This is a genomic window from Roseospira marina (genome assembly GCF_014197855.1).
GTDB classification, from domain to species: domain Bacteria; phylum Pseudomonadota; class Alphaproteobacteria; order Rhodospirillales; family Rhodospirillaceae; genus Rhodospira; species Rhodospira marina.
Map to the genome: position 1 here is coordinate 40,623 of NZ_JACIGJ010000001.1, position 25,094 is coordinate 65,716.

The window sequence follows — 25,094 nt, forward strand, 5'->3', positions numbered from 1 at the left end:
AGGCCCCCACCATGAGCGAGAAGCCCCGCTTCGCCGTGCTGTTGTCCGGATGCGGCGTCTACGACGGCGCCGAAATCCATGAAAGTGTGCTGACCCTGCTGGCGATCGACCGCCAGGGCGGCCGCTATCGGTGCTTCGCCCCCGACATCCCGCAGATGCACGTCATCGACCACAAGACAGGCGATCCCGTCGCGGGCGAGACCCGCAATGCCCTGACGGAAGCGGCCCGCATCGCGCGCGGCGAGATCGACGATGTGGCCGTGTTCGACCCATCGGACTTCGATGCGCTGATCCTGCCGGGGGGATTCGGGGCCGCGAAGAATTTCTGCACCTTTGCGGTGGACGGGCCGGAGTGCACGGTCGATGAAAACATCGAAGCCGTCATCAAATCCGCCCACGCCAAGGGCCTGCCTATCGGGGCGCTGTGCATCTCGCCGGCCCTGATCGCGCGGGTGCTGGGGGATGTGACCCTGACCATCGGGTCGAACGCCGGCGTGGCCGAGGCGATCGGGGCCATGGGCGCCACCCACAAGACCACGACGCACACCGAAATCGTGGTGGACGAGGCGCACAAGCTGGTCACCAGTCCGTGCTACATGCTGGACGCTACGGTCTCGCAAATCGCCGACGGGGCCGACAATGCGGTGCGCGCCCTGATGGGCATGATCACCAAAGGCTAGAGCCGGTCGGCCAACGCCTTCACCAAAGGGCGCACGTCTTTTGCATGTGCTCCGCATCGTGCGCCGGCCCGGTCCCGCATAGGAATCGAGCCGGCGCCTTCCCGTATTCAGCCCACCGGGGCGGACGCCGCCGATCCGCGGTTCGAGAATGCGGTCCTGGAGGTTTTCGAGACCTGCAATGCGTGTGGTTGGGGCGGGCCGGTGGAATCAAGCGATGGATCTTTAACCTTGATTAAGGCCTTCTCTCGTAGAATTGTACCCCTGTGTGTCATCGGTCGCGGCGTGGGGCAGGGAGACGGTTATGAGAAACCTTGGTATCCAGGCGAGGATTCTCCTGCTCGCGGGCGTCGGAATTGGGCTTTCCCTTATTTTATGTGGTCTTTTCTTCTGGACGTTGCAGGCCCTTCAGTCAGCGGATCAGACACTTGACGAGTATCGACAGCTCAATGCGCATTCTCAGGCTCTGACGGATACAACCTTAGAGATGCGTCGCGCCGAGGCGGATTTCCTGCTGCGACGGGATCCCCTTTACGCTGAGGCGGTGCGGTCTGCTGTGACGGCGGCGCGCGAGGAGGTGCAAACCCTGACGGCCCACCCACAAGCCGCGGCTATCCGCGACGATGTGGATGCCGTTGAAGTCGGATTGACCGAGTACGCGGGGGTGTTCGACCGCCTGACGACGCTGATGACCGAGGCGGGCCTCGATGAGAACGCGGGCGCGCAAGGGACACTCCGCGCCGCCGTTCATGAGGCGGAGGATGTGCTGGAGGAAACCGACGCCAGTCGGGACCTCGTGGTGTCCATGCTGATGCTGCGGCGGCATGAAAAGGATTTCCTGCTGCGCGGGGACCCGAAGTATCTGGAGCGGGCCGAAACCGAGTACCAGACCTTCCTGGACACTCTTGCCGCGGATCCTGGCGCGCCGCAGGGCCGCATCCGGGATGTCATGGAAACCTATATTGTGGCGCTGCGTGCCATGGTCCAGGCGCGCTTGGAGGTGGTTGAGGCGGACGCACGACTCAATGAAACGTATGATGCGTTCGCGCCGTCCATCGGGCGGATCGGCGAGTACGGCGCCGCGAAGGCCCGGGAGCAGGGCGCGTTGCGGGAGGCGCTGGGGTCGCGGGTGAAGCTGGCGGTGGCCGTGCTGGCGCTGATCGGGCTGGCCGTGGCCGCCGTGGTCGCGTTCGTCATTGCCCGCGCGACCATAGGCCCCATCCGGGCGATAACGCAGGTCATGGTTCAATTGAGCGCGGGCCGGCGTGATGTGGCGGTCCCCTTCACGGACCTGCGCAATGAACTCGGCCACATGGCCCAGGCGGTGGAAACGTTTAAGGCCGGCCTGATCGAGGCGGAGCGGCTCCAGCAAAGCGCGCTGGATACCGCAAAGGCCGATGTCGAACGCGCGCGCCGCCGCGATGAGACCGTCGCTCAGTACGACACCCAGGCCAGCGCCCTCATGGCGCGCGTTCAGACGACGGTGGAGCGGGTCCATGGGGCCGCCCAGAAGCTGGAAGCTGCGGCGACCCGATCCGGGGAGCGTGGATCCGCGGTGGCGAGCGCGGCGACCGAGGCCGCAACCAACATTCAGACCGTTGCGTCGGCCACGGACGAACTGTCGGCCACAACCGGTGAAATCAGCGCGCGGGTGCAGGACTCATCGGGCCTGTCCCGCAGGGCGGTGGACGCCATCGGCGCGGCCCGCCAGACCGTTGATCGCCTTCAGGACACGGCGGACAATATCGGGACGGTGGTGGCCCTGATTCAGGCCATCGCCGCGCAGACCAACCTGCTGGCCCTGAACGCGACCATCGAGGCGGCGCGCGCGGGCGAGGCCGGCCGGGGGTTCGCGGTGGTCGCCGGCGAGGTGAAGGATCTCGCCAGCCAGACCGGTCGCGCCACGGGGGACATCCAGGCGCAGGTCGAAGGCATCCAGGGTATCACGCGCACGGTCGCCGAGAGCATTGGGCAATCGACCAAGGAAATCGAGCAACTGAGCGAAGTGGTCGGCTCTATTGCGGCCGCCGTTGAGCAGCAGAACGCGGCAACCCAGGAGATCGCTCGCAATGTGCGGGAGGTCGCGGGGGCCAACGACGTGGTGACGGAGAGCATGTCGGCCGTCCGCGACGATACCGAGGCCACATGGGATCTGGCGGTCGATCTGTCGTCGGCGGCGGACGACCTCAAGGAAGAGGCCGGCACGATGCACACCGAAACCGACCGCTTCCTGACCACCATTCGGTCCATTTGACCGACGCTTGAGCCGTTGGGGCGGGGCGCTGGCCGCGGCCGCGGCCGCGGCCCATCAGGTGTCGGCCCGGGTGCCGCGCATGGTCTCCAACCGATCCAGCGCGGCCGAGATCAGCGCGTCCGTCACGGGGACCGCGTCCACCGTGCGTCCGACGAGGGATGCACATAGATTGAGGGCCGCTAGGGGCGTCGCGTGCGCGTTCCGCAAGGCGTTCCACGCCGGGCCTCCCCCCGCCGCCAGATCGTGCAGCACCGCGGGACTGGCCATGCCCACCGTCTCGATCAGCGGGAAGTTGGCCACGCCGTGCAGGTGGGTGAGCAGCTTTGGTCCGATGAACTGCGGGGGGGTGCGATCAGGGGCGGCGCGCTCCAGAAGCTGGCGCGAGACGTGGATCAGGAACGGCAATACCGGATCATCGGGACCGAACACGCAGACGGCGTTGTGCACATGGCGCCGCAGCCGATGGCCCTGCCCGGAGGGATGCGGCTCCACCCAGACCTCACGTCCCAGCGCGTGTGTGGTGGTCACAGCCAGATCAAGGGCGCCCGGGTCGATCACGACGACGTCCGCGTCCAGCCACGCCACCCGGTCCCAAGCGCCCGTGGCGAGTTCGTCGCGGATCCACAGCAGACGGGCGAGGTCCGCCCGCACGGCACCCCGGCCTTCGGTGCGGGGCAGGACGCCCGATGGGAGTCGGTCGAACAGGGTGTCGCCTTCAAAGCGCCATATGTGGCCCCGTTCTTCGGCCCATGCGCGCACTGAGTCGATACACCGTGGCACCCAGGGCCGCACAACCGGACCGTGCGACTGCACCACAAGCAGGCGTGTTGTCATGGTAGGGCGGTCTATTCGGCCGCGCGCCGGGTCAGGTCTTCGCGGTACTCGCGCCCCAGGGCGGCATAATGCTCCGCCTGCGCCGGCCAGCCCGCCGTATCCTCGTCGGTCAGGGGGCGTTTGAGCTTGGCTGGGCTGCCGGCCCACAACTCGCCGGCCTTGACCCGCTTGCCCGGGGTGACGAGCGCGCCGGCGGCGACCATGGCACCGCTCTCGATCACGCAGCCGTCCATGACCACGGCGCCCATGCCGATGAAGCAGCCGTCTTCCAACGTGCAAGCGTGGATCAGCGCCTTGTGGCCGATCGTGATGCCGTCGCCGATGTAGGTGCCGAACCGACCCTTGGTGACGTGAATGACCGTGCCGTCCTGAATGTTGGTGTCGGCGCCAATGCGGATTTCGTGCACGTCGCCCCGGATGGCGCAGCCGAACCAGACGCTCGATCCCGGGCCGATGACGACATCGCCGATGACTGAGGCGCCCGGCGCGACGAAGGCGTCCGGCGCGATGGTCGGCCAGACCCCCCGGTACGGCATAAGAATCGGGCTCATGGCGGGATCTCCAAGGCTTGTAGAACCGTCCGGCGTGGCGCGCCGGTTGTCTTCCATGTTGGGTCCGGATCGCCGGACCCCAACCCCCGTTCGGGGGTGGGGGCGGTCGTGCGCCCTGTTTAAGGGAACATGGGGTACTGGGAGAGGCCGTCGGTCTCGGGCAGGCCCATCATGACGTTCATGTTCTGCACCGCCTGACCGGCCGCGCCCTTCACGAGATTGTCGATGGCCGAGACCAGGATCACGCGGCCGGGCACGCGGTCGTTCACCGCGCCGATCAGACAGAGGTTGGAGCCGCGCACATGGCGGGTGTGCGGGGTGGTGCCCTCCGGCAGGATCTTCACGAACGGCTCGCCCTTGTAGCGCACGGCCAGTTTCGCCAGCAGGGTGGCGGCGTCGGCGTTCTCGTGCGCCTGGACGTACATGGTGCACAGGATGCCCCGGTTCATGGGCATCAGGTGCGGCGTGAAGCTGGCCATCACGGACCGTCCGGCGGCGCGGGACAGGGCCTGTTCGATCTCCGGACTGTGGCGGTGGCTGGCGACCCCATAGGCGTGGATGCCCTCGGACACCTCGCCATGCAGCAGGCCTTCCTTGGCGCTCCGGCCGGCGCCGGACACACCGGATTTGGCGTCGATGATGATGCCGTCCGGATCGATCAGGCCGGACTCGATCAGCGGCACCAGGGCCAGATGCGGGCCGGTGGGGTAGCAGCCGGGGTTGGCGACCAGACGGGCGGCGGCGACCTCCGGCCGCGCCAGTTCGGTCAGGCCGTAAACGGCGCTTTTCTGAAGCTCCGGTGCCTTGTGCGGGCCGCCGTACCACTGGGCGTAGACGTCGACGTCGGCGAGCCGGAAGTCGGCGGACAGATCGACGATCTTCAGGTGGTCCGGCAAGGCCGCGATGACGCTTTGTGTCGTGGCGTGGGGCAGGCAGCAGAACACCACGTCCACGCCGGACCAGTCGGTGACGTCGTCGATGGCGACCAGTGGCGGCGCGGGCACATGGGCCAGATGCGGGAATACGGCGCCGAGGGTCTGCCCGGCGCGTCGGTCCGCCGTCAGGATCGCAAGCTGCGCCCGGCTGTGCGTGCCGAGCAGGCGGATCAGTTCGGCTCCGGTATAGCCGCTGGCTCCGAGAATGGCGATCCGGATCGGGTCTGACATGAGTTGCGCGCCTCCTGATTGGCATCGAGGAAGCGCCACAATGCCTCATCCCCGCGTCCGTCTCAAGGTGGCCCCCAACCCGGGCGCGGGATCTGGGGGGGAGGCGGGAGGATCAGGCCGCGAAGCAGAGGTGATAGTCCTCGCAAATCTGGCAGTTGGGTGCCTTGCACAGGAGAACGCCCTCCTGCTCGCACATGGTCCGGTAAAAGAATTTCTTCCAGCGCATGCCCGGGTTCTTTGCGGCCAGGGGCGCGAAATGGCGCGCCATGAGCTGGCTGAGTTCGTCGCGGTCGCGCAGGCCGAGGTCTTCCCACAGGTGGGATTCGCCAAGGGACCGGCGGGCGATGATGCGGGCGAACCAGCGGGCCACGGCGGGGTCGCCGTCGGGTGTGCGGTTGTCGTACAGCAGGGCGCGCAGGTCGGGTTCCTCGGGCGCATCGGCCTTCGGACCCTCCCACAACGGAAGAACGTCGAGAAGCGCGGCGGCGTGCGGAAACTGAGAGTCCATCAGCCGGGAGAGATCGGACAAGGACAAGCCCATCGTGTCTGTCAGCAGTTGTTCGGGCGGCGCGAACCCCGAAACGATCACGCATGCCAGGACGTGGCGATCAAATGGATCGCCCGTGTCGCCGGCCATCAGCCGGTCGTAGAGGTTCTCGGCCATTGTCTTGCCTCCCCAGCCCGTCCAGGCCGTCGCAGAGCGCGGCCGGGATCGGGTCCGTTCCGTGCGTCCGTCAGGCGGCCGCCTCCACGGTGACGTGCGACTGCGCGCTGGTGCCGCAGACGGTCGCGCAAGCGCCACAGCCCACGCAGTCGCCCCCGTTGGCCACGGTCGAGATCTTCCGGACAATCTCTTCATCATCGTCGAACGGGTCGCACATCTCGTCGTCCTCGTTGATGCCCTTCAATTCGATCACGTCGCGGGCGCAGACCTTCACGCACCGTCCGCAGCCGATACAGGTTTCGGGATCGATCGTGTCGAGGTACGAGGGCGTCCAGGGGCTGCCGTCCCGTGTGGTAAAGGTAAGCGCGGCCATGGTTCGTGTCCTTTTTTGGAGTTCGTTGACGGAGCGAGAGGGGTCCGACCCGCACGGGTCAGGCGGCGTTCACGACGTCGGGATGGGCTTCGATCATGCGCACGCCCTCTTCAACCAGGGCGGCGCCGGCCTCGTCGACCGCCTGGAGGCTGTCGAAGCCGAACCGATGCACATCGCGAAGGGCGCGGGAGACTGCCACCAGTCGGCCGGCGATCAGCACGACCCGCCCGAACCCCTCGTCGGACAGCTCGGTCAGCGGCGTGGCGATCACGTCCGTGCGGCGGCCGATCGCGGTGCTGACGGCCTTGTAGAACATGTCGAGGCGGCGCAGGACGCGGGCGTCGGGTTCGCCGATGATCGGGATGGTGCGGCGCTGCTCCTTGGTGACCACGTAACCGCCCAGAATGCGGGCGTCGCTCTTGCCGTCCCACAGGCCGCAGCAGTCGCCGGCCCGGATCAGCTCGGCCAACTGCGGCAGGAAGACAGGATTTTCCGGCCACGGATGCTCGGGAAGCGGGGACGTTGCCGCTTTTTCCGCGCGCATTCTCTGGAGCTTGGTGAGCTTTTTCGGGCCGGACGTGTCCGGCGGCGTGTCAACAACGGCAGCGGTCATGGCTCAGGCCTCTTCGTCGTCGTCCATGAAGTCGGTGCGCGGGGTGTCGGATGCATTGCGGGCCATCATGGCCTTTCGCAGCCAGGGCGGGGGCGTGCCGTCGAGCATGACCCGCACGCGCTCCAGCACGCTGTCGAGCGATTCGTCGGCGGCGATCTTGACGGGGTGAATGCGGGCGTTGACCACGCGCGCGGCGGCCGGGCCGCCGATGGCGCGTACGAACAGCAGCGTGCAGCCGTCCAGCGCGGCGAGGCGCGGGCCGACGCGATCGTCCTCATGGCCGTGGCCGCTGCCGTCCTGGGCGGTGACGTCGTCGAATTGCACCGCTTCGACCAGGGTCCAGCCCTCGGTCGAAACCTCATAAATCGCCAGCGTACGGGCCCCCGCGAAGTGGGCGTTGACGGCGGTCATGTCTTGCGTGGCCAATGCGACCTTCACGGACGGACTCTCCTGGCGGCTGGACGGGGCAGGGGGCGCAGTCGGCGAATCGCCGTCCGCGTCAATAAGGCGCAACCGGCGTGGCGCTGTCATGGTGAGCCTCCGTCTGGGCGTGGTGGTGATGATGGGCGGGCGGACGCAGGTGATGGGCCGCGTGGCTTTCGGTGATGGCGTTGGCGATGGTGAGCGCCACGCGGCGGGATCCCTGGTAGCCGGCGAACGTGTCGTGCTGGCTGCCGACGCGGTCCACCTGGGGGAAGCCGACGCGGAGCAACGGGGCGTGCAGGGCGTTGGCGGCGCGGATGGCCGGTGACGGGGCGATGACCAGATCGCAGCCGCCGGCCTCTTCGGTGGCGGTCTGCAGGTCGTCGAGGTCGCCAACGAGCAGGCGGTCGGCCGGCAGTGCGTCCAGGCCCGGGACCTTCGTCGTGGTGACCGCGACGGGTACGCGGCAGCCGAGATCGGTGGCCAGGGTGACCAGGGCGCGCAGCATGTCGGGCTCCGCCGCGATGGCGACGCGCTGGCCGATGGCGGCGAAATGGCTGTCGATCAAGGAATCGAGCAGGCGGGAGCGGTCGCGACGGAGCGTGGCGGGAACCGGGCGTTTGGCGATTTTGGACAGCTCGGCGACCAGCCGGTCGGCGCCCTTCACCCCGCTGATCGTCTCCAGGACCGTCACCGGCAGACCGGAGCGCTCGCCCAGCAGGGTCGCGGCCGGGCGCATGTGCTCCCCGATGGCCAGCACGGCGCTGGCCGCGCACAGGTCGTCGAGCGCCGCGCGTGGTGTGCCGCCCAGGCTCACCGGGCTCCAGGTCTCCGGCACATGCCCGTCGAGCGAGCCCGACAGGTCCGGCAGCAGGGTGCAGGTCAGCCCGAACGCCTCAATGGTGTCGCGCAGCAGGTCCAGGTCGCCCACGGTCAGATGGGCGCCGGCCAAGACGGTTACATGGTCCGCGCGGCGCGGGCGGGGGCGGGCGGCGGCATCCACGATGCCCCGCACGGCGGCGGCCCAGCCTTCCTGAAGCCCGCCGACGTAGTCCGGGGCGGGGGCATGAACCAGAAGCGTCTCGCCCAGGTCGTCGCCCAGACGCTGGGTGATCTGGCGCAGGTCGGCGGTCATATCCTCGCTGCGGGTGTCGGTCAGCGCCGTGGGGCAGATGCCGAGCACCGCCGGCTTGGACTTCGTGGCCAGGGTGCGGATCGCGGCTTCCAGATTGTCGGTGCCGCCCAGGATGGTCTCGATCTCGCCAAGGGCCGTGGTTTGCAGGGGGATGGCCTCGCGGAAGTGCCGCACCAGCAAGACGAGGGCGAAGGCGGTGCAGCCCTGCGAGCCGTGAAACAGCGGCATGCCGCGTTCCACACCCAGCAGCGCCAGGGCGGCGCCCAGCGGCGGCGAGACCTTCAACGGGTCGATGGTGAGGGCTTTGCGGGGTGTCTCGACCCGGCGGCTGTCGGTCGGAATCATGGGGTGTATCCCTCCTCCCAGGGGGCGTGGCCGTTGACCAGGTCCCACACCGGCGCGTCGAGGGTCAGGGCGAGTCGCTCGGCCAGGACCAGGAAGCCCTCGTAACCGGCGTAGGGGTGGTGGCGCTCCTGGTTGGTGTCCAGCCAGGGCCGGCGGGCGTTCAGGGCCACGAACTGGCTGCGGCCGCCGGACAGCATGATGTCGGCCTCGCCCTCGCGCAGGATGCGATACATCTCGGCGTTGGGCACGGCGCCGAGCAGCTTCTGCTCCTCGCCGAGCAGGTCGCGCGCCCGGTCCTTGCCGTGGTTGGTCGACTTCCGCACCGAGGTCCCGATGACCTCCATGCCCATGTCCTGGAGGGTGGAGACCACCGCCCAGCTCTTGTTGCCGCCGGTGTAGAGCAGCACCTTCTTGCCGGCGAGCGTTTCGCGGAACGGTTCGAACCGGCGGCGCACCTCGGCCTCTTTCTCCGCGATCAACGCCTCGGTGCGGTCGATCAGATCGGCCGGCGCGCCCTGCTCCACCAGCAGGCGGGCGAAGGTGCGCAGGGCTTCGGAGGTGGCGCGCACGCCGTTGAACGAGCCCTCGAAGTAGGGGATGCCCCAGCGCTCCTGAAGCTTGCGACCGACGTTCACCATGGCCTGGGAGCACACCACCATGGAGGCGCGCGCCCGGTGCGCGTACGTGACCTCGTTGTAGCGCGCGTCACCGCTGATGCAGGACAGCAGGCGGATGCCCAGCGCCTCGAACAGCGGTGTGATCTGCCACAGATCGCCGACGATGTTGAATTCGGCGATCAGACAGATGTCGGTGGGGGTGGTCGTTTCCGGCTCGCGGGTGCCGATGACGTGCTCCAGCAGGGTTTCGCCCGCGAGGCGGTTGCCGAGGTTCTTGGTGCCGACGAAGCCCGGGGCCTCGACCGGGATGACGGGGCGGCCGTGGCGCTCCGTCGCGGCGGCGCAGACGGCGCGGATGTCGTCGCCGGTCAGAGCGGGCACGCAGGTCTGGTAGACGAACACGGCCGGCGGATCGAACTTTTCGATGGCCTGACGGATCGCCTTCCACAGCTTCTTTTCGCTGCCCTGGATCACGTCCAGTTCGGTCAAGTCCGTGGTCAGGCCGCGCCGGTACAGGTCGGAGCCGGACGAGGCCGAGTGCCGGTTGTCCCAGTTGTTGCCCTCGCAGGCGATGGGGCCGTGGACGATATGGGCGGCGTCGACGATGGGCTGGAGCGAGATTTTGGCGCCGTCGAAGGCGCAGCCGCCGGCGGCCGCGCCCGGGGCTGGCCCCTTGGGCTTGCAGCCGGCCTTGCGCTGGGCGTCGGTCTTCGCGCGGTTGGTGGCGCAGCCCGGTTCATCGAAGACGGGTGCCAGGCGATCGGTGAGCATACAGGACCTCCCCCTCAGTGCGCTCGGGTGGAGCAGGGTCCGAAGGCCTTATGCAGATTCAATGCCAGGACAAAATATATTGAATTATCAATGGATTAAAGAAATAGGCCCTGTCGTGTGTCGGACGTCTGTCGCACAGCCCCGTGTCAGTTGTGTCGGAGATCCGACAGGGCTTGTGTTGCGTCGGGTCTCGTGTGGTGTCGGGTCGTGTGTCGTGTTTCGCTCGTCAGGGTGGGCGGTGGCCTGTCCCGGAGACAGCGCCGGGCGGGAGTGGCTCTCCCGCCCGGACCGTTCGTATACCGATGCCCCGGTGTCCCGGGATCAGCGCGCGGGGCTTATCGCCACGCGCGGTTCATCTTCAGGATATCGATGGCGAGACCGCGCAGACCGCGCTCGGCCCGGAACGACCCCATGACCGACTTCTCCTTCTCTTTCTTGGACACGCCATCCACGCGGAGCATGGTTTCGGCGGCGTTGGTCAGCAGGCGCGGATAGTCGGTGAAGAAATGCTTGTTGTTGTGCAGCACGTTGGGCAGGCGGCGGTACTTCTTCAGGTCCTTGATGACGAAGCTGTCGTCCAGGGCCCGCTTGTACGCCTTCAGGGTCGAGGCCGTCATGGCCTTGCCCTTGGCCTTTGCGGCCACGATGGTCTCGGCGGCCAGTCGGCCCGAGGTCATCGCCAGGTTGGAGCCCTCGCGGTGGACCGCGTTCAGCATCTGTGCCGCGTCACCCGCGACCACCCAGCCGTCGCCGTAGAGCTGCGGTATGGCGTTGTATCCGCCTTCCGGCAGCATGTGCGCCGCGTATTCCTTCACCTCGCCCCCCTCGATCAGGGGCGCGATGGACGGGTGCTGCTTGAACTTCTCAAGCAGGTAGTACGGCCGCACACCGGAGGTCTTGAAGTCGCTGATGAGGCAGCCGATTCCGATCGAGACGCTGTCCCCGTTGGTGTACAGGAACGCGGTCCCCGCCATGCCGGCGGTGATGGACCCGGCGGCCTCGATCACCACGCCCTCGTTGCCCTTCAGGTTGAAGCGGGCGTCGATGACCTCGCGCGGCATGAAGATCGTTTCCTTCACACCCAGGGCGACGTCGTTCGGCGTCAGCTCCTTGCGCAGGCCGGCGCGGGAGCCGATGAGGGCGTTCACGCCGTCAGCGAGAACGACAACGTCGGCCGTCACCTCACCCTGGTCGCGGTCGGTGGAGACCCCGATCACGCGGCCACGCTTGTCCTTCAGCAGGCCGGTGACGGTGGTCTCGCACACGACGAGGGCGCCGGCTTCCTTGACCTTGCTGCTGAACCACTTGTCGAACTGCGCGCGAATGATGGTGTAGCGGTTCGGGCGCTGTTCGTTGAAGCGGTCGGAGCGGTAGCTGGTCCCGACGAACGCCTCATCATCCAGCATCCACATGCGCTGTTCGATGACGTGGCGCTCCAGCGGTGCGCTGTCCCGGAAATCCGGAATCAGCCGCTCGATCGCGTCGGCGTACAGGATGGCCCCCTGGACGTTCTTGGCGCCCGGATACTCGCCGCGCTCGATCTGGAGGACGTTGAGGCCGCCCCGGGCCATCACTAGGGCGGCGCTGTTGCCGGCCGGTCCGGCACCGACGACGATGGCGTCGAAGTGTTCACGCTGTGTCATGTTCGGAAAACCTCCTGGACGCCGGTCAGCCGGCCAGCCGGTCGACGGCGAGGCGCTGGCGGAACGCCTCGGTCAGAGCCGGCAGGATTTCGAGTGCGTCGCCGACAATGCCGTGGTGGGCAAAGTCGAAGATCGGCGCGTTCGGGTCGATGTTGATGGCCAGGATCTGGTCGGCCCCCTCCGAGCCCACGCGGTGCTGAATCGCGCCGGAAATGCCGGCGGCGATATACAGACGCGGACGGATGGTCTTGCCGGTCTGGCCGATCTGGCGGTCGGCGGTCATCCAGCCCTTCTGGATCAGCGGGCGGGAGCAGCCGTACTCGGCGCCCAGAACGGCGGCCAGATCCTTGACGAGCTTGATGTTTTCCGGCTTCTGGAGGCCCAGGCCACCGGCCACGACGATGTCGGCGAACGCCAACTGCGCCTGGTTGCTGTCGGCATCCGGGATGAAGTCCAGGACCTTGGTGACGATGTCTTCCTCGACCATGTCGAGGCGCTCGCGCACCACCTCGCCGCTGCGGGAGCGGTCGGGCTCACCCATGGCCATCACGCGCGGCCGGACCGTGGCCATCTGCGGCCGGGCCTGCTGCGTCATGATGGTGCAGAGCAGGGAGCCGCCGAACGTCGGACGGGTCGCGGCCATATTGCGGTTCGGATCGATCGCCAGCTCGGTGCAGTCCGCCGTCAGGCCGGTCGCCAAGGTGGTGGCGACGGCGCCGGCGAGGTCACGGCCGAGCGTGCTCGCGCCCAGCAGCAGCACTTCCGGCTTGTGGGTGTTGACCAGATCGGTCATCGCCTTGGTGAACGGATCGGTGCGGTAGTTCTCGAGCAGCGGGTCCTCGACGAGGTAGACCCGGTCGGCGCCGTAATGGAACGCCTCGGCGACGGCGGAATCGGTGCCTTCACCGGACGGGCCGAGCACCACGCCCGCCAGATCGACGTTCAGCGCGGCGGCCAGCTTGCGGCCCTCGGTCAGCAGTTCCCAGGACACCGGGTGGACGCGGCCGTGCTCCAGCTCGACGAACACCCAGACGTTCTTGTACGCCTTCAGATGCTCGGGCAGTTCCTTGGACTTGCCACGGCCCGCGGCGGGAGTGTTGGGGGCTTGTGCCATGGTGGAAATCTCCTTTCAGGGCCGATTTACGACGCCAACGCCGGCTGACGGGCAATGACGGACAGCAATTGCGGATCCGTTTCGGCGAGGGCGTCGATGGCGACGCGGGCCTTGGCCTCGGCGGTGTCGCCCTCGACCATCTTCGCCTTCTCGGCGCGCGGCGATGGGGCGAACACCTTGCTGACCTTGGTCGGCGAGCCCTTCATGCCGCACTTGCCGATGTCCTCGACCCCGGCCGCTTCGGCGTTCCAGGTCTCGACCTCGGCCCGCTCGGCGCGGAGCATGTCCGGCAGCGAGCCGCGTCGCAGCACGTTGGTCGCTTCCAGCATGGTAATCAGGCACGGCAGCTTGGTCTTCAGCACCTGCACGCCACCCTCGGCGCGGCGGTGCACGGTGATCTCGCCCGCTTCCTGGTCGATGGTCGGAATCGCCGAGACGTAGGTGAGCTGGTTCAGCCCCATGCGCCGCGCGATGCCCGGGCCGACCTGGGCGGTGTCGCCGTCAATGGTTTGCTTGCCCGTGAAGACGATGTCCACCGGCCGGCTCTCACCGATCTTCTGGATCGCCGAGGTCAGCGCGTACGAGGTCGCCAGCGTGTCGGCGCCCGCGAAAAAGCGGTCGGACAGGAGGATGCCCCGATCGGCGCCGTGACCCAGCGCTTTGCGCAGGGCGGTGGCGGCCATGGGCGGCCCCATGGTCAGCACGGTGACGGTGCCTCCGAGCCGGTCCCGCAGCGCCATGGCGGCTTCGAGCGCGTGGAGGTCGTACGGATTGATGATGGTCGGCACACCCTGGCGCATGATCGTGTTGGTCACCGGGTGGACCCGGATCTGCGCGCTATCGGGCACCTGCTTGATGCAGACGACCATATTCAGGCCCTGGCTCATGGGCTCAACCTCCCCTGGCGGTGGACGGGGACGGGGTCAGGGCCTCCAGCGGAATGAAGGTCCGGCCGGCCCCGTCGGCGTGCTGCTGACGAAAGACCGCGAAGACTTTTTCACGGCGGGCATCCGACTCAATGAAGTCGGTATGGGCGCGCGCCAGACAGGCGCGCAGGAACTCGGAATCGTCCGCCAACGATGGGTCGGCGGCCGCGTACTCCCCAAAGCGTTTGAGGATGTGCAATCTGCTGGAAGCCAATACGGAGGAATCATATGGCACGTCAAGAGCCTCGAAGAACTCTTCTGCTGCTGAAAGCTGGGTCAGCCCCGCAAGAATCGTGCTCATGACAGCATCTCCGTGGCCAGGGGTGCGTGGACCGGCCGGCACGGCGCGGGCGCGAGGGGTAGGATATCGCTCGTTACCATAGCGGAATCACTCGCACGGGTCACCGCATACCAGGTATGCAGGTCGGTGCTGTCCGGTGCGCGCTTGGTGTGACGGTAGTGTGCCCGCAGCAGGGCCACCATTCGGGTGGCCTGTCCGGACGCCAGTGTCAGGCCGAGGGCCTTGCAGGCATGGGTCAGACTGGCCGCGCCGGAATGCTTGCCGACGACGAACTGGTGGCTGCGCCCCAACTGGGCCGGGTCGAGTCCCGTATAGGTGACCGGATCGCGCAGCAAACCCTGCACATGGATTCCGCTTTCATGACGGAACACGCCAGCGCCGACCACACTCTTGCCGACGGGCAGGGGCCGTTCGGCCGCCTCCGCCACGAGTTCGGCCAGGGCGGACAGGCGTGACGCGACCACGCCCGTCGGCCGCCCGTACAGGGAGTTCAGGGCCACGGCGACATCCTCAAGCGCGGCGTTGCCGGCGCGCTCGCCCAGGCCGGCGACGGTCGTGCTGACGTGGGTCGCCCCGCCGAGTACGGCGGCCAGCGAGTTGGCGACAGCGAGGCCGAGGTCGTCGTGGGCATGAATCTCCAGTTCCAGGTCCGTGGTCGCGCGCAGATTGGCAAACGCCTGTCGCGCGGCGAAGGGATCGAGAAGGCCCAGCGTGTCGGCGAACCGGAACCGGCGGGCGCCGGCGCGTTCGACAGTCTCGACCACCTGGGCGATGAAGGCGGGATCGGCGCGGGAGGAGTCCTCGCCGCCCACACTGACCGTGACCCCGGCATCGCGGGCCTTGCGTACGAGCCGGTCCAGGGTCTTTAGCACCCAGGCGCGGGAGCGGCCCAGCTTGCCCTTGATCTGAAGGTCCGACACCGGCGTCGAGACATGGAGCATCGACACGCCACAGGCCAGCCCGGCGTCGATGTCGGCGTCCGTCAGGCGGCACCAGACGAACGGCATGGCGCGGAGCCGCAAGGCCACGATGGCGCGGATGTCGTCCTGTTCCTCGGCGCCCATGGCGGGGATGCCGACCTCAAGCTCCGGCACGCCGGCGTCGTCGAGCGCGCGGGCGATCGCCAGCTTCTCGGCGCGGGTAAAGGCGACCCCGGCGGTCTGCTCGCCGTCGCGGAGGGTCGTGTCGGTCAGGACCACGGGAGTGGGAAGCATCATCATAACCCGGCCCTCCCTCTCAGCAGCCGCCGCCGCTGCAGGCGCAGCGCCCGGCGGCGTTGGGGTTGTCGAACACGAACCCGGCGCCGCGCTCGTCCTCCACGAAGTCCACCGTGGTGCCGTTCAGCAGGGTCGCGCTTTCGGGATCGACGTACACCGTCAGGCCATCGTCGAAGGTCTTCACCGCATCGCCGTCCTCGGCGCCGGCCGCGAGCCCCAGGCGGTATTGAAGGCCGGCGCACCCCCCGGCGGCCACCACGATCCGAAGGCCGTTTGCGGCGTCGGACTGGTTCAGGGCCACGCGAATGGCGCTGCGGGCCGCGTCGGTGATGTCCAGCATGGTTGGGCCTCCTTGGGCATATATCAAGCCGATGGACTCATGCCGTCCGCAAGCGTCGTGCCAGTCTTGCCGCAGAGCAAAAAGTCCCGGAAATCCGCCGGTTTGTCGGAACGGCGATCCGCGATGTCGTGTCGGGCATGCGACAAACCGTCCCTTATCGTGTCGGGGGCCGGACAGCGACACAGTGGTTCCGGGGGCGGGATGTAAGCCCCTGAGAGGCGCGGGTTTCGGCCGTTTTTGGGCGGCCTGATGGGGCGGGCGGGTCGGGTGGCATCCTGTTTGCTGATGACCGGTCATCGTCCCTTTTCACCGGGAGACCGCCCCATGACCACGTTGCCGCGCGTATCGCTCGACGGACTTGCCACTGTCGCCTCGACCGCCGACCTTCGCGCCACCATGGCCGCGTCCCGTTCGACCGCCTCGGTTGCGCGGCTGGCCCGTGCCGGTGGCGCCGCGTCCGCTCGCGTGCCCCACAACAAGCGGCGCGAGGCCATGGACGCGGCGACGTGGGAGCGCATCAAGGACCATCCGTGCTACTCGGAGGATGCGCACCACTACTTCGCCCGTATGCATGTGGCGGTGGCGCCCGGCTGCAACATCCAGTGCAACTACTGCAATCGGAAGTACGATTGCTCCAACGAGAGCCGGCCGGGGGTCGTCAGCGGGCGCCTGACGCCCGAGGGCGCGCTGGCCAAGGTGCGCAACGTTGCGGCGCGCCTGCCTCAGCTCTCGGTGGTCGGCATCGCCGGACCGGGCGACGCCCTGTTCCAGGCCGAACGGACCCTGAAGACGTTCGAGTTGATCCGCGCCGCCTTGCCGGACCTGACGCTCTGCCTGTCCACCAACGGGCTGGCGCTGCCCGACCATGTCGACGCGCTGAAGGCGCTGGACATCGGCCATGTCACGATCACGATCAATTACCTCGATCCGGAGATCGGCGCTGAGATCTACCCCTGGATCTTCCACAATCACAAGCGATGGAAGGGCGTCGAGGCCGCTCGCATTCTCCATGAGCGCCAGATGGAAGGCCTGGAGCGCGCGGTTGAGGCTGGCGTGCTGGTCAAGGTGAACTCGGTGATGATCCCGGGCATCAACGACGAGCACCTGACCGAGGTGAACACGGCCGTTCGCGCGCGCGGAGCCTTCCTCCACAACGTCATGCCGCTGATCTCCGACCCGGCGCACGGCACTAAGTTCGGCCTGGAGGGGCGGCGGGGTCCGTCCCCGGCGGAAATCCACACTTTGCGGGAATCCCTCGGCAACGACGCCCGCCTGATGAAGCACTGCCGCCAGTGCCGCGCCGACGCCGTCGGCATGCTGGGCGAGGACCAGTGCCAGAGCATCGACACCATGGCGCCCGCGGCGACGGCCGACGACACGCCGCGGCCGGATCCGGAGATCCGTGCGGCTTGGCGCGAAGTCGTCGCCGACAGCCGCGCCGCCCACAAGGTGGCCGCCGACGAGGCTGAGGCCGTGGTCGCGGCGGCGGCGCCGGCCGCTGAGGACCGTCTGGTGGCCGTGTGCACGCGCGGCGGCGCCCGGGTCAACCTGCACTTCGGCAAGGCGACCGAGTTCCACATCTACAAGGTCGGCGCCGAGGGCATCCGGTTCGCGGGGATCCGCCGCGCGGACAACTATTGCCTGGGCGGGTACGGCGAATCCGAGCGCCTCGACACCATCCTGACGGTGCTGGAGGGCGTGTCCGCGATGGTGTGCGTCAAAGTCGGCGACGGCCCGCGCCGTCGCTTGGAGGCGGCGGGTATCGCCTGCCACCAGGATACCCGCCACGAGACCATTGAGACGGTCATCGCCGACTGGTATGCCGACGCGGTCGGCGCACCTATGGGTGCCGTGTCGCAGCCCGCCTGACGGTGTGTGATCCGGACCCGGTATGTGTCCCAAAACAGAAGGAAAAGACAGACCATGGCCTATAAGATTCTTGCGTCCCAGTGCACCCAGTGCGGCGCGTGCGAGTTCGAGTGCCCCAACGGCGCCATCAGCATGAAGGGCGACACCTACAAGATCGATCCGGCCGCGTGCACCGAGTGCGCGGGCCAGTTCGACGAGCCGCAGTGCGACGCCGTGTGCCCTGTGCCCGGCACCTGCGTGAAGGCGGCCTAACCAGACGGAGAGCGGCGTATGTCCACGGCTGACGATGGCGAGACCACCGGTCCCCTGGAGATCGACCTGCCTCCGGCCTTTCAACTGGGGGAAAAGGTCCGGGCCACGGCCCTCGTCCGGAATGACGGCACGTTTCCGGGCCTCGCTGTGGGCGACGTTCTGGTGCAGCCCGGCAATGAAGGCTACGTGCGGGATATCGGCAGCTTTTTGCAACGCTACCGGATTTACGCCGTCGACTTCATTGGGCTGAATAGGATCGTCGGCTTGCGGGCCGGGGAACTGGAAAGCGCCGAGCGCGCCGAAACTCGGGAGAGGAGCGAATGAAGATCACCATCCGTCGCGGGGACGGCGGCTACGAGGCCTACGTGCCGAAAAAAGACCTGGAAGAGGCCATCGTGGCCAGCGAAAAGCCGGACCTGTGGGGTGGCTGGATCGAACTCGGTAACGGGTGGACCTTCGATCTTCCCGAGATGGCGTCGGATACGCCGCTTCCGTTGACCCTCGACGCACGACGGACCAGCACGGGCGAATAAGCCCGGGGGCCGACAGGGTCCGCGTGGGAGTGCCGATCTAGGCCGGCATCCTCCCCGCTCGGACCAAAATGTCGGATGTCTGTGTCGGAAAGTGAACACGGCGGGTGCCTTGGTCCCGGGGCATCCGCCGTTTCATATGGGGCGCCGTTTCATGTTTGGCGCCGCGTCGTATCTGGAGCCGGCGACCCAACGGTCGGTGTCAATCGCGCCAGCGCTGGGCCAGCATCAGCAGCGCCCGGGTCTGCGCCCGGATCTCGGCCGACACGCTCTTGTCCAGCTTGCGGGTCCAGGCGCTGGGCAGGTCCGAGGCCCCGTGGGTCGCGCCCGCCACCATGCCGGCAATGGCGCCGGTCGTGTCGGCGTCCCCGCCCTGATTCACGGTTTCGATGATGCAGCCGCGCAGGCTGTCGGTCGAAAAGTAGTAATGCAGCACGGTTTGCATGGTGTCGATGATGTAGGCCGAGCTGTAGCCCCGGTAGGGCGTGAAGCGGAATTTCTTTTCCGTTTCAACGAGACGGTTGGCCTCCGCCCGCACGCCCGCCATGCCTTCGCCGCGCAAGGCGCGGTGCACCATTCGCACCAACGCCACACAGGCGGCGTCGGAATAGCGCTGGTGGTGGGTGATGCGGGCCTGTCCCAGGACCCATGCGATCATTTCGTCGTCCGGCGCTCCCAGCGTGGCGATGGCGACCGGCGCCAGCCGCATGGCGGCACCGTTGCCGCCGTCACCGTCGTTGTAGGGCGCGTGCAGGGTGCCGTGCGTCATGGCGCGTCGCAGCCCGCGCCGGACGGTGTTGCCGCAGTCCACCGGCTTGCTCTTAAGCCATGCGATGAACGCGTCCGCCACGGCCTGGGGGCTGAAGCCTCCGGTCGAGATCAGCGCGCGGCCGAGGGCCAGGGCCATGCCGGTGTCATCGGTCACCTGACCGGGGGCCAAGTTGAGCCAGCCGCCGCCGACCATGCGACTGTGCACGCCATAGCGGTGCTCGATCTCGCGATGGGTCATGAACTCAACGGTCGCGCCGAGCGCGTCGCCGATGGCGAGGCCGAGATACGCCCCGAGCGCCCGGTCCTCCAAGGCTTCGGGATCGGCGAACGGGTCGACCACCGGCGGATCGCCATCGTCGGTCAACAGGTTGGGCGGTAGGGTCTCGGGGGGCAGGACGGACTGGCTTACGGGTCTGGTCATAGCGGAGCCATCTCCACGCGGTAGTCGCCGCCGATCACAAGATATTCGGCTTCCCCCTTCAGGGGATGGCGGGGCAACAGGTCGGCATAGAACACGACCTTTGCGACGGGGACGCGAGCGGTGATGATCCAGTCCCCAAAACACTCCGCCACCGTCTTATCGGCGGTGAATGACGTTAAATTGTTGAAGCGGACCAGCGCATGGCGTCGGTCGGTCCGCTCCAGGATCATGTCCTCGCCCGAGGGGTTTACCCCCCGATAGAGGACGAGGTGCTGGGTTTCTCCGGCGACGAACCGGCGCAACACCCACTGGCAAAAGGTAAACACGAGATCGAGTTGGCAGTGGATGGCGTTGTCGTGAAACCGACTGTTCATTTTCTGCTCCACGTACTTCAGCCATGCCGTGCAGGGAATGTGCGTGATCGGCTCGCCATGCCACGTCGGCAGCAGACCGAACCGGCTTTCCACCCACCCTTTCAGCACGGCGCCCTCGGCGCCGCCGGTCTCGAACATCCAGCCCTTCAGAAGCCGCAGGTAGCTGGAGCGGAATCGCCGCGTTCCGTCCGAAGCCGCGCGGCCGGTGTTCCCCTTCCGTTTGCGCTCGATCGGGTCGTACTGGTCGGGCTCCAGACAGAACGTGGCCGCCATGTAGGCGTGGAAGGCCTGCACGGCGTCGTCGATGTCCTCCGCCTCCGCCAGCATGTCAAAGAACGACCGCGTGGTCGCGCGCACGTGCGGCAGGTCGAGCGGCTCGTTGCCGTCGTTGAAATCCGGGCTGGCCAGATAGGCGGACGTGACGCCCACCATGTTGCTGGAGTGTCCAAGCGGGCGGCGGACGGGTTCGGGTTCAGACGCAAGGGGCGGTGGGACGGCTCCGGGCGGAACGGGCGGGATCACGGTGGTCATGGTTGTTCCCTCAGCAATTTTTATTCCAGTTGCCGCTCCCCGACACAAACCGGCGTGCAAAGGGGCGGGGTCCGACAGAGCCGGGGATCCTGTGCCAATCCCGACACGGGTGAACGGTGGTTTGTCGAGTTCCGAACAGCCCTACACACGTCCCGCACTCCCGGTGTGTGGCTCGACATCACATTGAAAAAAAACGTACTTCACAAAAAATAAGGGTCGGTTCCGACGTTGGCACGGCTCTTGCCAATTGTGTCCCCAGACCACGGTCCGGCGACAGACCGGACGGTCACCGCCACACGGACAAGGAGACACTACCATGAGCGCACTGCGTCAGATCGCCTTCTACGGCAAGGGTGGCATTGGCAAGTCGACGACCTCCCAGAACACTCTCGCCGCTCTGGTCGAGCTGGACCAGAAGATCATGATCGTCGGCTGCGACCCGAAGGCGGACTCGACCCGTCTGATCCTGAACACCAAGCTCCAGGATACCGTGCTTCACCTGGCCGCCGAGGCGGGTTCGGTTGAGGACCTGGAACTCGAGGACGTGGTCAAGATCGGCTACAAGGACATCAAGTGCGTCGAGGCGGGTGGTCCGGAGCCGGGCGTGGGTTGCGCCGGCCGTGGCGTCATCACCGCCATCAACTTCCTCGAGGAGAACGGCGCCTACGACGATATGGACTACATCTCCTACGACGTGCTGGGTGACGTGGTCTGCGGCGGCTTCGCCATGCCGATCCGCGAGAACAAGGCCCAGGAAATCTACATCGTCATGTCCGGCGAGATGATGGCCCTGTACGCCGCCAACAACATCGCCAAGGGCATTCTGAAGTATGCCCACTCCGGTGGTGTGCGCCTCGGCGGCCTGATCTGCAACGAGCGCCGCACCGACAAGGAACTGGAACTGTCCGAGGCTCTGGCTGGCCGCCTGGGGACCAAGCTGATCCACTTCGTGCCGCGTGACAACATCGTGCAGCATGCCGAGCTGCGTCGTCAGACGGTGATCCAGTACGCCCCGGATTCCAAGCAGGCCGGCGAATACCGCGAACTGGCCCGCAAGATCCACGAGAATTCGGGCAAGGGCGTGATCCCCACGCCGATTACGATGGAAGAGCTGGAAGAGATGCTGATGGAGTTCGGCATCCTGAAGACCGAGGAGCAGCAGCTCGCCGAGCTGGAAGCCAAGGAAAAGGCGTCGGCCTAAGGCCTTGTCCGTGTCGCCGGCCGCGCTTCGGCGCGGCCTGGCGGTCACGTCCTTCTTTGCCTCTCATTCCTTTCAGTTCCCATGGAGGACGCAATGACCCCCTTGGATGAAGCCGGCGGCACCGTTTCCGGCGAGGACCTGATCGCCGAGGTCTTGTCCGCATATCCCGCGAAGTTCGGCAAGCGCCGGAGCAAGCATCTGACCGTGGCCCGCACCGCGGAGGGCGAGGACGCCCCTGGGTGCGGCGTGAAGTCGAACGTGAAGTCGATCCCCGGCGTCATGACCATTCGTGGCTGCGCCTACGCCGGCTCGAAGGGCGTGGTATGGGGCCCGATCAAGGACATGGTTCACATTTCCCACGGCCCGGTGGGCTGTGGCCACTACTCCTGGTCCCAGCGCCGCAACTACTTCAACGGCACGACGGGCATCAACTCCTTCGTCACCATGCAGGTGACCTCGGACTTCCAGGAACGCGACATTGTGTTCGGCGGCGATAAGAAGCTGGGCACCATGATCGACGAGATCGAGACCCTGTTCCCGCTGAACAAGGGTGTGACCGTCCAGTCCGAGTGCCCGATCGGCCTGATCGGCGACGACATCGAGGGTGTCGCCAAGAAGAAGGCCAAGGAAATCGGCAAGACGATCGTGCCGGTGCGCTGCGAGGGCTTCCGTGGCGTGTCCCAGTCGCTGGGCCACCACATCGCCAACGACACCATTCGCGACTACGTCCTGAAGGACAAGGCCAACGCGGACGGCGGCACCGACTACGACGTCAACGTCATCGGCGACTACAACATCGGTGGTGACGCCTGGGCCTCCCGGCGCCTGCTGGAAGAGCTTGGTCTGCGTGTCGTGTCCGTCTGGTCCGGTGACTGCACGTTGTCGGAAATGGAACACGCCCCGAAGGCGAAGCTGAACCTCATCCACTGCTACCGGTCGATGAACTACATCTGCCGTCACATGGAAGAGACGTTCGGTGTGCCCTGGATGGAGTTCAACTTCTTCGGCCCGACCCAGATCGCCAAGTCGCTGCGTGACATCGCGTCGAAGTTCGACGAGACGATCCAGAAGAACGCCGAGGCGGTGATCGCCAAGTACCAGCCGATGGTCGACGCGGTTCTGGCCAAGTACAAGCCGCGCCTGGAGAACAAGAAGGTCATGCTGTACGTCGGTGGCCTGCGGCCCCGCCACGTCGCGACGGCCTACGACGACCTGGGCATGGACATCATCGGCACCGGCTACGAATTCGCCCATGGCGACGATTACAAGCGGACCAGCCCCTACGTGAAGGAAGGCACGCTGATCTACGATGATGTGACCGGCTTCGAGCTGGAGCAGTTCATCGAGAAGCTGCGTCCCGACCTGGTCGGCTCGGGCATCAAGGAAAAGTATGCCACGCAGAAGATGGGCATTCCGTTCCGGCAGATGCACTCGTGGGACTACTCCGGCCCGTACCATGGCTACGATGGCTTCGCGGTGTTCGCCCGCGACATGGACATGGCCGTCAACAGCCCGGTCTGGAGCCTCACCAAGGCGCCCTGGAAGGCCGCTTCCTGATCCCCTCTCGCGTGGAGAAAGACCATGCCACAGAACGCAGATCGCGTGCTTGACCATGCCACGCTGTTCCGGGAGCCGGAATACGAGGCCATGTTCGAGAGCAAGCGGAACGCCTTTGAGTGTCCGCATCCGGAAGAGAAGGTCCAGGAGATTGCCGACTGGACCAAGTCCTGGGATTACCGCGAGAAGAACTTCAACCGTGAGGTTCTGACCGTGAACCCCGCCAAGGCCTGCCAGCCGCTGGGCGCCGTGTTCGCCGCCGCCGGCTTCGACGGCTGCCTGTCGATGGTGCACGGCTCGCAGGGCTGCGTCGCGTATTACCGCTCGCACCTGGCGCGTCACTTCAAGGAGCCGTGCTCGGCGGTCTCCACCTCGATGACCGAGGACGCCGCCGTGTTCGGTGGCCTGCAGAACCTGGTCGACGGTCTGACCAACGCCTCGGCGCTGTACGACCCGAAGATGATCGCCATCTCGACCACCTGCATGGCTGAAGTGATCGGGGACGATCTGAACTCGTTCGTCATCCAGGCGAAGGAAAAGAACGGCTTCAGCAAGGAGTTCCCGGTTCCCTTCGCGCACACCCCGGCCTTCGTCGGCAGCCACGTCAATGGCTACGACGTCATGGTCAAGAGCATCGTCGCCAACTTCTGGACCAAGGAAGAGGGCGAGCCGACCCCGGGCGAGGCGATCAACATCATTCCGGGCTTCGACGGCTTCGCGGTCGCCAACAATCGCGAACTGACCCGGATGCTGGACCTGATGGGGGTTGAGCACACCCTCCTCTCCGACGTCTCGGACGTCTTCGACACGCCGACCGATGGCACCTTCCGCATGTACGCGGGGGGCACCACGATCGACGAGATCAAGGCGGCCCGGAACGCCAAGGCCACGCTGGCGCTGCAGCAGTGGTGCTCCGAGAAGACTCTGGAGATGGTGGCGGACGAAACCAGCCAGACGACCCAGGCCTTCAACTACCCGATGGGCGTGTCGGCGACCGACGCGTTCCTGATGGCGGTGTCCGAGATCACGGGCAAGGCCATTCCGGAAAGCCTGGAGTTGGAGCGCGGCCGTCTGGTCGACGCCATGACGGACAGCCAGTCCTGGTTGCATGGCCGCAAGATGGCCGTCTTCGGGGACCCGGACTTCGTCTACGGCATGACCGCGTTCCTGCTGGAGCTGGGTGTCGAGCCGGTGCACTGCCTGTCCACCAACGGCAACCCGGCTTGGGAAAAGAAGATGAAGGCCCTGCTGGAAGACTCGCCGTTCGGCAAGGACACCCAGGTGTGGCCGCGCAAGGATCTGTGGCATCTGCGGTCCCTGCTTGCGACCGAGCCGGCCGAGTTCGTGATCGGCAGTTCGCACGGCAAGTTCCTGCAACAGGACCTTGGAATCCCTCTGATCCGGTTGACGTTCCCGATCTTCGACCGGCACCATCACCACCGCTTCCCGACTCTGGGCTATCAGGGTGGTCTGCGGGTTCTCGTGACGCTGCTTGACGCGGTGCTTGACAAACTGGACCGGGACACGGAAAAGCCCGGTATCAGTTACGATCTCACCCGCTAAGACAGTGACTCGGCGCAGCGGCGTGCGGCGGTGTCTCCACCGTGCGCCGCTCCCGGTTTCC

The 25,094-nt window shown here is 66.8% G+C and carries 26 protein-coding genes; 9 read left to right on the plus strand and 17 right to left on the minus strand.

Annotation, left to right across the window (positions count from 1 at the left end; all coding sequences use genetic code 11):
• Positions 1–11: 11 nt before the first annotated feature.
• Both elbB and GGD82_RS00200 read left to right on the plus strand, forming a co-directional pair.
• The gene (elbB, locus tag GGD82_RS00195; protein WP_150060761.1) at positions 12–680 is read left to right on the plus strand and encodes an isoprenoid biosynthesis glyoxalase ElbB; all 669 of its coding nucleotides are present in this window, start codon (positions 12–14) and stop codon (positions 678–680) included.
• 484 nt (positions 681–1,164) lie between these two features.
• Positions 1,165–2,931: a methyl-accepting chemotaxis protein gene (locus tag GGD82_RS00200; RefSeq protein WP_170284125.1), complete on the plus strand. Its 1,767-nt coding sequence runs from the start codon at positions 1,165–1,167 to the stop codon at positions 2,929–2,931.
• A gap of 54 nt (positions 2,932–2,985) precedes the next feature.
• Here the strand turns inward: GGD82_RS00200 and GGD82_RS00205 are convergent, their stop codons facing one another.
• The 15 genes from GGD82_RS00205 to GGD82_RS00275 form a co-directional block, all read right to left on the minus strand.
• Positions 2,986–3,765 carry a hypothetical protein gene (locus GGD82_RS00205; RefSeq protein ID WP_150060759.1) on the minus strand — a complete coding sequence of 260 codons (780 nt, stop codon included), beginning with the start codon at positions 3,763–3,765 and terminating at the stop codon, positions 2,986–2,988.
• A gap of 11 nt (positions 3,766–3,776) precedes the next feature.
• Positions 3,777–4,316 carry a gamma carbonic anhydrase family protein gene (locus GGD82_RS00210; RefSeq protein WP_150060758.1) on the minus strand — a complete coding sequence of 180 codons (540 nt, stop codon included), beginning with the start codon at positions 4,314–4,316 and terminating at the stop codon, positions 3,777–3,779.
• 119 nt (positions 4,317–4,435) lie between these two features.
• Positions 4,436–5,482, minus strand: a complete 1,047-nt coding sequence (argC, locus tag GGD82_RS00215) for an N-acetyl-gamma-glutamyl-phosphate reductase (protein WP_150060757.1) — start codon at positions 5,480–5,482, stop codon at positions 4,436–4,438.
• A gap of 112 nt (positions 5,483–5,594) precedes the next feature.
• Positions 5,595–6,146 (minus strand): nitrogen fixation protein NifQ, encoded by a 552-nt coding sequence (locus GGD82_RS00220; protein ID WP_150060756.1) that lies wholly within the window; start codon positions 6,144–6,146, stop codon positions 5,595–5,597.
• 70 nt (positions 6,147–6,216) lie between these two features.
• Positions 6,217–6,519 carry a ferredoxin III, nif-specific gene (fdxB, locus tag GGD82_RS00225; protein ID WP_150060755.1) on the minus strand — a complete coding sequence of 101 codons (303 nt, stop codon included), beginning with the start codon at positions 6,517–6,519 and terminating at the stop codon, positions 6,217–6,219.
• A gap of 58 nt (positions 6,520–6,577) precedes the next feature.
• Positions 6,578–7,132, minus strand: coding sequence for a NifX-associated nitrogen fixation protein (locus tag GGD82_RS00230; RefSeq protein WP_246163679.1), 555 nt, complete (start codon positions 7,130–7,132; stop codon positions 6,578–6,580).
• 3 nt (positions 7,133–7,135) lie between these two features.
• Positions 7,136–7,570, minus strand: coding sequence for a nitrogen fixation protein NifX (gene nifX / locus GGD82_RS00235; protein ID WP_246163678.1), 435 nt, complete (start codon positions 7,568–7,570; stop codon positions 7,136–7,138).
• 61 nt (positions 7,571–7,631) lie between these two features.
• Positions 7,632–9,035, minus strand: a complete 1,404-nt coding sequence (gene nifN, locus GGD82_RS00240; RefSeq protein WP_150060753.1) for a nitrogenase iron-molybdenum cofactor biosynthesis protein NifN — start codon at positions 9,033–9,035, stop codon at positions 7,632–7,634.
• Positions 9,032–10,423, minus strand: a complete 1,392-nt coding sequence (gene nifE / locus GGD82_RS00245; RefSeq protein ID WP_150060752.1) for a nitrogenase iron-molybdenum cofactor biosynthesis protein NifE — start codon at positions 10,421–10,423, stop codon at positions 9,032–9,034. The genes nifN and nifE overlap by 4 nt, the downstream gene beginning before the upstream one ends.
• A 335-nt stretch (positions 10,424–10,758) precedes the next feature.
• Positions 10,759–12,066: an FAD-dependent monooxygenase gene (locus tag GGD82_RS00250; protein ID WP_150060751.1), complete on the minus strand. Its 1,308-nt coding sequence runs from the start codon at positions 12,064–12,066 to the stop codon at positions 10,759–10,761.
• 25 nt (positions 12,067–12,091) lie between these two features.
• Positions 12,092–13,180, minus strand: coding sequence for an electron transfer flavoprotein subunit alpha/FixB family protein (locus GGD82_RS00255; protein WP_150060750.1), 1,089 nt, complete (start codon positions 13,178–13,180; stop codon positions 12,092–12,094).
• Between the two features lie 26 nt (positions 13,181–13,206).
• Positions 13,207–14,067, minus strand: coding sequence for an electron transfer flavoprotein subunit beta/FixA family protein (locus GGD82_RS00260; protein ID WP_425468498.1), 861 nt, complete (start codon positions 14,065–14,067; stop codon positions 13,207–13,209).
• 4 nt (positions 14,068–14,071) lie between these two features.
• Positions 14,072–14,407, minus strand: a complete 336-nt coding sequence (gene nifW / locus GGD82_RS00265) for a nitrogenase-stabilizing/protective protein NifW (RefSeq protein ID WP_150060749.1) — start codon at positions 14,405–14,407, stop codon at positions 14,072–14,074.
• Positions 14,404–15,624, minus strand: a complete 1,221-nt coding sequence (gene nifV / locus GGD82_RS00270; RefSeq protein ID WP_375782110.1) for a homocitrate synthase — start codon at positions 15,622–15,624, stop codon at positions 14,404–14,406. The genes nifW and nifV overlap by 4 nt, the downstream gene beginning before the upstream one ends.
• A 19-nt stretch (positions 15,625–15,643) precedes the next feature.
• On the minus strand, positions 15,644–15,964 hold the full coding sequence (locus tag GGD82_RS00275) for a HesB/IscA family protein (protein ID WP_150060748.1): 321 nt from the start codon (positions 15,962–15,964) through the stop codon (positions 15,644–15,646).
• 324 nt (positions 15,965–16,288) lie between these two features.
• On the opposite strand from GGD82_RS00275, the gene nifB reads away from it, so the two are divergent.
• Genes nifB through nifT form a run of 4 tightly spaced genes read left to right on the plus strand, consistent with a single transcriptional unit; the run spans position 16,289 to position 18,618 of the window.
• Complete coding sequence (gene nifB, locus GGD82_RS00280) at positions 16,289–17,833, plus strand: nitrogenase cofactor biosynthesis protein NifB (protein WP_246163677.1); 1,545 nt, start codon at positions 16,289–16,291, stop codon at positions 17,831–17,833.
• A 24-nt stretch (positions 17,834–17,857) separates the two neighbouring features.
• Positions 17,858–18,085 carry a 4Fe-4S dicluster domain-containing protein gene (locus tag GGD82_RS00285; protein WP_281292700.1) on the plus strand — a complete coding sequence of 76 codons (228 nt, stop codon included), beginning with the start codon at positions 17,858–17,860 and terminating at the stop codon, positions 18,083–18,085.
• Positions 18,086–18,103: 18 nt separating this feature from the next.
• On the plus strand, positions 18,104–18,409 hold the full coding sequence (locus GGD82_RS00290; RefSeq protein ID WP_150060746.1) for a nitrogen fixation protein NifZ: 306 nt from the start codon (positions 18,104–18,106) through the stop codon (positions 18,407–18,409).
• On the plus strand, positions 18,406–18,618 hold the full coding sequence (gene nifT, locus GGD82_RS00295) for a putative nitrogen fixation protein NifT (RefSeq protein ID WP_150060745.1): 213 nt from the start codon (positions 18,406–18,408) through the stop codon (positions 18,616–18,618). Before GGD82_RS00290 ends, nifT begins: the two co-directional genes overlap by 4 nt.
• Before the next feature lie 199 nt (positions 18,619–18,817).
• Here nifT and draG read toward each other — a convergent pair whose 3' ends face one another.
• Positions 18,818–19,807, minus strand: coding sequence for an ADP-ribosyl-[dinitrogen reductase] hydrolase (gene draG / locus GGD82_RS00300; protein WP_150060744.1), 990 nt, complete (start codon positions 19,805–19,807; stop codon positions 18,818–18,820).
• The gene (locus GGD82_RS00305; RefSeq protein WP_260178148.1) at positions 19,804–20,613 is read right to left on the minus strand and encodes an NAD(+)--dinitrogen-reductase ADP-D-ribosyltransferase; all 810 of its coding nucleotides are present in this window, start codon (positions 20,611–20,613) and stop codon (positions 19,804–19,806) included. Before GGD82_RS00305 ends, draG begins: the two co-directional genes overlap by 4 nt.
• Positions 20,614–21,028: 415 nt before the next feature.
• Between GGD82_RS00305 and nifH the strand changes: the two genes are divergently transcribed.
• From nifH to nifK, 3 genes are all read left to right on the plus strand, one after another.
• Complete coding sequence (gene nifH / locus GGD82_RS00310; protein ID WP_150060742.1) at positions 21,029–21,913, plus strand: nitrogenase iron protein; 885 nt, start codon at positions 21,029–21,031, stop codon at positions 21,911–21,913.
• Between the two features lie 93 nt (positions 21,914–22,006).
• A complete protein-coding gene (nifD, locus tag GGD82_RS00315) occupies positions 22,007–23,470 on the plus strand; it encodes a nitrogenase molybdenum-iron protein alpha chain (protein WP_150060741.1) in 1,464 nt (487 codons plus the stop codon).
• Positions 23,471–23,494: 24 nt separating this feature from the next.
• Positions 23,495–25,033, plus strand: a complete 1,539-nt coding sequence (nifK, locus tag GGD82_RS00320) for a nitrogenase molybdenum-iron protein subunit beta (RefSeq protein WP_150060740.1) — start codon at positions 23,495–23,497, stop codon at positions 25,031–25,033.
• The last annotated feature ends 61 nt before the right edge of the window (positions 25,034–25,094 follow it).

Excerpts from the sequence above, each read along its gene's own strand:
- elbB (WP_150060761.1), top strand. The coding sequence starts at position 12 with ATGAGCGAGAAGCCCCGCTTCGCCGTGCTGTTGTCCGGATGCGGCGTC.
- GGD82_RS00200 (WP_170284125.1), top strand. The coding sequence starts at position 1,165 with ATGCGTCGCGCCGAGGCGGATTTCCTGCTGCGACGGGATCCCCTTTAC.
- GGD82_RS00205 (WP_150060759.1), bottom strand. The coding sequence starts at position 3,765 with ATGACAACACGCCTGCTTGTGGTGCAGTCGCACGGTCCGGTTGTGCGG.
- GGD82_RS00210 (WP_150060758.1), bottom strand. The coding sequence starts at position 4,316 with ATGAGCCCGATTCTTATGCCGTACCGGGGGGTCTGGCCGACCATCGCG.
- argC (WP_150060757.1), bottom strand. The coding sequence starts at position 5,482 with ATGTCAGACCCGATCCGGATCGCCATTCTCGGAGCCAGCGGCTATACC.
- GGD82_RS00220 (WP_150060756.1), bottom strand. The coding sequence starts at position 6,146 with ATGGCCGAGAACCTCTACGACCGGCTGATGGCCGGCGACACGGGCGAT.
- fdxB (WP_150060755.1), bottom strand. The coding sequence starts at position 6,519 with ATGGCCGCGCTTACCTTTACCACACGGGACGGCAGCCCCTGGACGCCC.
- GGD82_RS00230 (WP_246163679.1), bottom strand. The coding sequence starts at position 7,132 with ATGACCGCTGCCGTTGTTGACACGCCGCCGGACACGTCCGGCCCGAAA.
- nifN (WP_150060753.1), bottom strand. The coding sequence starts at position 9,035 with ATGATTCCGACCGACAGCCGCCGGGTCGAGACACCCCGCAAAGCCCTC.
- nifE (WP_150060752.1), bottom strand. The coding sequence starts at position 10,423 with ATGCTCACCGATCGCCTGGCACCCGTCTTCGATGAACCGGGCTGCGCC.
- GGD82_RS00250 (WP_150060751.1), bottom strand. The coding sequence starts at position 12,066 with ATGACACAGCGTGAACACTTCGACGCCATCGTCGTCGGTGCCGGACCG.
- GGD82_RS00255 (WP_150060750.1), bottom strand. The coding sequence starts at position 13,180 with ATGGCACAAGCCCCCAACACTCCCGCCGCGGGCCGTGGCAAGTCCAAG.
- GGD82_RS00260 (WP_425468498.1), bottom strand. The coding sequence starts at position 14,067 with ATGAGCCAGGGCCTGAATATGGTCGTCTGCATCAAGCAGGTGCCCGAT.
- nifW (WP_150060749.1), bottom strand. The coding sequence starts at position 14,407 with ATGAGCACGATTCTTGCGGGGCTGACCCAGCTTTCAGCAGCAGAAGAG.
- nifV (WP_375782110.1), bottom strand. The coding sequence starts at position 15,624 with ATGATGCTTCCCACTCCCGTGGTCCTGACCGACACGACCCTCCGCGAC.
- GGD82_RS00275 (WP_150060748.1), bottom strand. The coding sequence starts at position 15,964 with ATGCTGGACATCACCGACGCGGCCCGCAGCGCCATTCGCGTGGCCCTG.
- nifB (WP_246163677.1), top strand. The coding sequence starts at position 16,289 with ATGACCACGTTGCCGCGCGTATCGCTCGACGGACTTGCCACTGTCGCC.
- GGD82_RS00290 (WP_150060746.1), top strand. The coding sequence starts at position 18,104 with ATGTCCACGGCTGACGATGGCGAGACCACCGGTCCCCTGGAGATCGAC.
- nifT (WP_150060745.1), top strand. The coding sequence starts at position 18,406 with ATGAAGATCACCATCCGTCGCGGGGACGGCGGCTACGAGGCCTACGTG.
- draG (WP_150060744.1), bottom strand. The coding sequence starts at position 19,807 with ATGACCAGACCCGTAAGCCAGTCCGTCCTGCCCCCCGAGACCCTACCG.
- GGD82_RS00305 (WP_260178148.1), bottom strand. The coding sequence starts at position 20,613 with ATGGTGGGCGTCACGTCCGCCTATCTGGCCAGCCCGGATTTCAACGAC.
- nifH (WP_150060742.1), top strand. The coding sequence starts at position 21,029 with ATGAGCGCACTGCGTCAGATCGCCTTCTACGGCAAGGGTGGCATTGGC.
- nifD (WP_150060741.1), top strand. The coding sequence starts at position 22,007 with ATGACCCCCTTGGATGAAGCCGGCGGCACCGTTTCCGGCGAGGACCTG.
- nifK (WP_150060740.1), top strand. The coding sequence starts at position 23,495 with ATGCCACAGAACGCAGATCGCGTGCTTGACCATGCCACGCTGTTCCGG.